The organism is Marinobacter sp. UBA2498, assembly GCF_002341575.1.
In the GTDB taxonomy this organism is placed as follows: Bacteria; Pseudomonadota; Gammaproteobacteria; order Pseudomonadales; family Oleiphilaceae; genus Marinobacter; species Marinobacter manganoxydans.
The window spans coordinates 59,273-62,789 of sequence record NZ_DDOI01000082.1; the positions used below are offsets into that span (position 1 = coordinate 59,273).

At 57.8% G+C, this 3,517-nt stretch carries 3 protein-coding genes; 1 reads left to right on the forward strand and 2 read right to left on the reverse strand.

Translation table 11 applies throughout. The features are described from left to right. The first annotated feature begins 219 nt into the window (after positions 1 to 219). Entirely contained in the window at positions 220 to 1,092 is an 873-nt protein-coding gene (locus tag B2W52_RS11435) for a LysR family transcriptional regulator (protein WP_273069871.1), read from the forward strand. Positions 1,093 to 1,095: 3 nt separating this feature from the next. On the opposite strand, the gene B2W52_RS11440 is transcribed toward B2W52_RS11435, so the two are convergent. Next, positions 1,096 to 2,280: an MFS transporter gene (locus B2W52_RS11440; protein ID WP_241956251.1), complete on the reverse strand. Its 1,185-nt coding sequence runs from the start codon at positions 2,278 to 2,280 to the stop codon at positions 1,096 to 1,098. Between the two features lie 122 nt (positions 2,281 to 2,402). After that, entirely contained in the window at positions 2,403 to 3,497 is a 1,095-nt protein-coding gene (gene aroC / locus B2W52_RS11445; protein WP_108018658.1) for a chorismate synthase, read from the reverse strand. Positions 3,498 to 3,517: the final 20 nt, after the last annotated feature.

Below are 3,517 nucleotides of genomic sequence, written 5' to 3' on the forward strand. Positions count from 1 at the left end.
CCCTGGCGCTCCACGGTTTTGGGAGTCAGCCTCCTACATGCTCCCCAGACTCTGCGATTTTCAACAGACTTCGGGGAGCGAGTTGGAACAGCGTTTTCAAAACCGTAGAGGGCCAGGGATGGCCCGATTCGAGCCCACATGGACGTGCTTGTTGGCGTGTTTTGAAAACGCTGTTCCAACTCGGGACCTTCGCCCAAATTGAAAATCAGGAACGAAAGCATGGATTCAAACGCATTAAAAGCTTTTCTGACCATTGTCGATCAGGGCTCCTTCTCAGAAGCCGCGGAAATCCTGCACCTGACACAGCCGGCCATATCGAAACGTTTGGCTGCCCTGGAAAACCAGCTTGGCACCAGCCTGATCGATCGTAGCCACCGCCAGATTCGTCTGACTGATGCCGGCAGTCGTTTGCTTCCCCATGCGCGTCGGATCCTCGATGAAATTCACAACGCCCGGGTGGCCTTGTCGCCGGACTCTGGGCAAGTCGAGGGCGAGCTGCAAATTATCGCCAGCCATCACATCGGTCTGCATCATTTGCCGAATTGGCTGCGACGGTTCAAACGGGAATACCCTCAGGTGTCCATCAACCTGCAATTCATGGAGTCCGATGCCGCCTACGAGCAAATGCGGAAACGGAATGCAGAGCTGGCATTCGTGACGCTGAGTGACAGCATGGAACCGAGCTTTCATGTGTTTGCCCAATGGCCGGACCAGATGGTGTTTGTGGCCGGCGCCGAGCACCCCCTGGCGTCACTCGAAAATCCGAGGCTTACGGACCTAGCAGACCACCCGGCACTATTGCCCGACACCAGCACCGCAACCTATCGGGTTGTGAGCCGGTTGTTTCTGGAGGCGAATCTGCACCTGAACCCGCAAATGCCAACCAACTACCTGGAAACCATCAAGATGATGACCAGTGTGGGCCTGGGCTGGAGTGTGCTGCCCCTGCGCATGATTGACGACAGCCTTAGGGTACTGGATGTGGGCAAGCCGGTTTCTCGTGTCCTCGGGGGGATCGGGTTATCCGGGCGGCAGCTCAGCAACGCCGCCAATGCGTTACTCACCATCGTGCAGGAAGAAGAAAGCGCCTGAGCTTTACCCCTCGCCATGGGCTGGCGGCGGCCGAAGGCCTCGCCAGGTGATCACGATTGCGACTGCCATGGCGGCAGCACCACCCCAGAAAGCCGCCGAGGTACTGAACCCATCCACCAGGAAGCCCGACAACCAGGCCCCAAGCGCACCGCCAGCACCGAAGGTGAGGCCGCTGTAGAGGGCCTGGCCCTGCCCATGATGGTGTTTGCCAAAAAAGCCCTGGATGTACTGGACAGAGATTGCATGCAGCGCACCGTAAGATGCTGCATGAAGCAGCTGGGCGAACAGCAGCACGAGGACAACATCCGTCAGCTCTGCGATCAGTACCCATCGAATCATGGTGAGCGTAAGCGCGCCGATCGCAATCTGACGAACCGTGAAATTGCGCGTTAAACGGTGCATCACCAGAAACAGTGCGATCTCCGCAAAAACACCCAGCGACCACAGCAAACCAATCGACAGCTTGCCGTAGCCGTGCTGCTCCAGATGGATACTGAAGAACGTGTAATAAGCTCCGTGCGAAACCTGCAGCAGGAAATTCATCAGAAAAAACGTCACCACTGCCGGGTGCGTGACGATGGCCTTTAAACTGCCTTTCGGAGCCGGCGGCTTTCGCTCACCTCGCTCCGCAGGCACCAAAAATGCGGATACGGCAATGCCCGCAAACACCGGAAGCAACAACCACGGGAGATTCTGAATCGGCACCAGTTCCAGCAAACCGCCAACCAGCGCAACCGCTCCGATGAACCCCACCGAGCCCCAGAGCCGAACCCGCCCGTATTTCTCTTTCTGCTCGCCCAGGGTTCGAAGCGTGATCACCTCATACAGCGGCAAGATCGCATTCCAGAAAAACGTGAACGCCAGCATGACCAGCAGCAGGCCATAGAACCCCGGTTCCATGAACACACCGGCGAAGAACAGCGAGCCGATGATGGCGCCGAACCGGACCAGACGAACCCGTTGGCCGGTCTTGTCGCCGAGCCAACCCCAGACGCTGGGCGCAATGATTTTGGTGAGCTGGATCGTCGCCATGAGGGTGGCGATCTGGAGGTAGGAAAAGCCCTGGCCCGCAAGGTAGAGGGACCAATACGGCAAGAGCCCGCCAAGGAGGGCGAAGAACCAGAAATAGAGGTTAGAGAGGCGCCAGTAGATAGAAATACCCCGCAAGTCCGGCTGTTTTGGCGGCACTCACTGCCCAAAAATGTGGAGCGCCAAGGATGGCGCGACCAAGCCCTACAGGGAAGTATTCACGGGCGTTTTTTGGGCAGTGAGTGCCGCCAAAGCAGCTTCACCAAGCCTGACAAACAAAATCAGAGCTGCCCAATCACCGGCGTAGAAACAGAAACATCCGCATTCTGCCCGCGATGCCGCAGGTAATGGTCCATCAACACAATGGCCATCATCGCCTCAGCAATAGGTGTCGCCCGGATGCCGACACATGGATCGTGACGGCCGGTGGTAATCACCTCACAGGGATCGCCGTTCACATCAATGCTCCGGCCCGACAAACGCAAACTCGACGTGGGCTTCAATGCGATACTGGCCACGATCGGTTGCCCTGAGGAAATACCTCCAAGCACACCACCGGCATTATTCGAAAGGAACCCTTCCGGCGTCATCTCGTCACGATGCTCGGTGCCCTTCTGGTCGATGCAGTCAAAACCGGCGCCAATCTCGACGCCCTTCACCGCATTGATGCTCATCAGTGCATGGGCAAGGTCCGCATCCAGGCGGTCAAAGATCGGCTCGCCGAGACCCGGTGGCACGCCTTCGGCAACCACGTTGATCCGGGCACCGATGGAATCCCCCTCCTTGCGCAGGGCATCCATATAAGCTTCCATCTCGGGAACCTTGTCCGCATCCGGGCAGAAGAACGGGTTCTGGTGAACCTGATCCCAATCCAGTTTCTCGGCCTTGATGGGCCCCAGCTGCGACAGATAGCCGCGAATCCGGATACCCAGGCGCTGCTCAAGGAATTTTCTCGCAACAGCACCCGCAGCAACCCGCATAGCGGTCTCACGGGCAGACGAACGACCACCGCCGCGATAGTCGCGAACACCATACTTGTGCATGTAGGTGTAATCAGCGTGAGCCGGCCGAAACTGCTCGGAGATCTTTGAGTAATCCTTGGACCGCTGATCGGTGTTTTCAATCAGCAGGCCAATCGGCGTTCCGGTGGTCTTACCCTCGAAAACGCCTGACAGAATTCTCACCTCGTCGGCTTCACGACGCTGGGTTGTGTGCCGGGATGTTCCTGGCTTTCGGCGATCCAGGTCCCGCTGCATGTCCGCTTCCGAAAGCTCAAGTCCCGGAGGGCAGCCATCAATGATGCACCCCAGCGCAGGCCCGTGGCTCTCGCCGAATGAGGTAACCGTAAACAGTTTTCCGAAAGAGTTTCCCGACATAATTCAGTATCTTGTTCAGC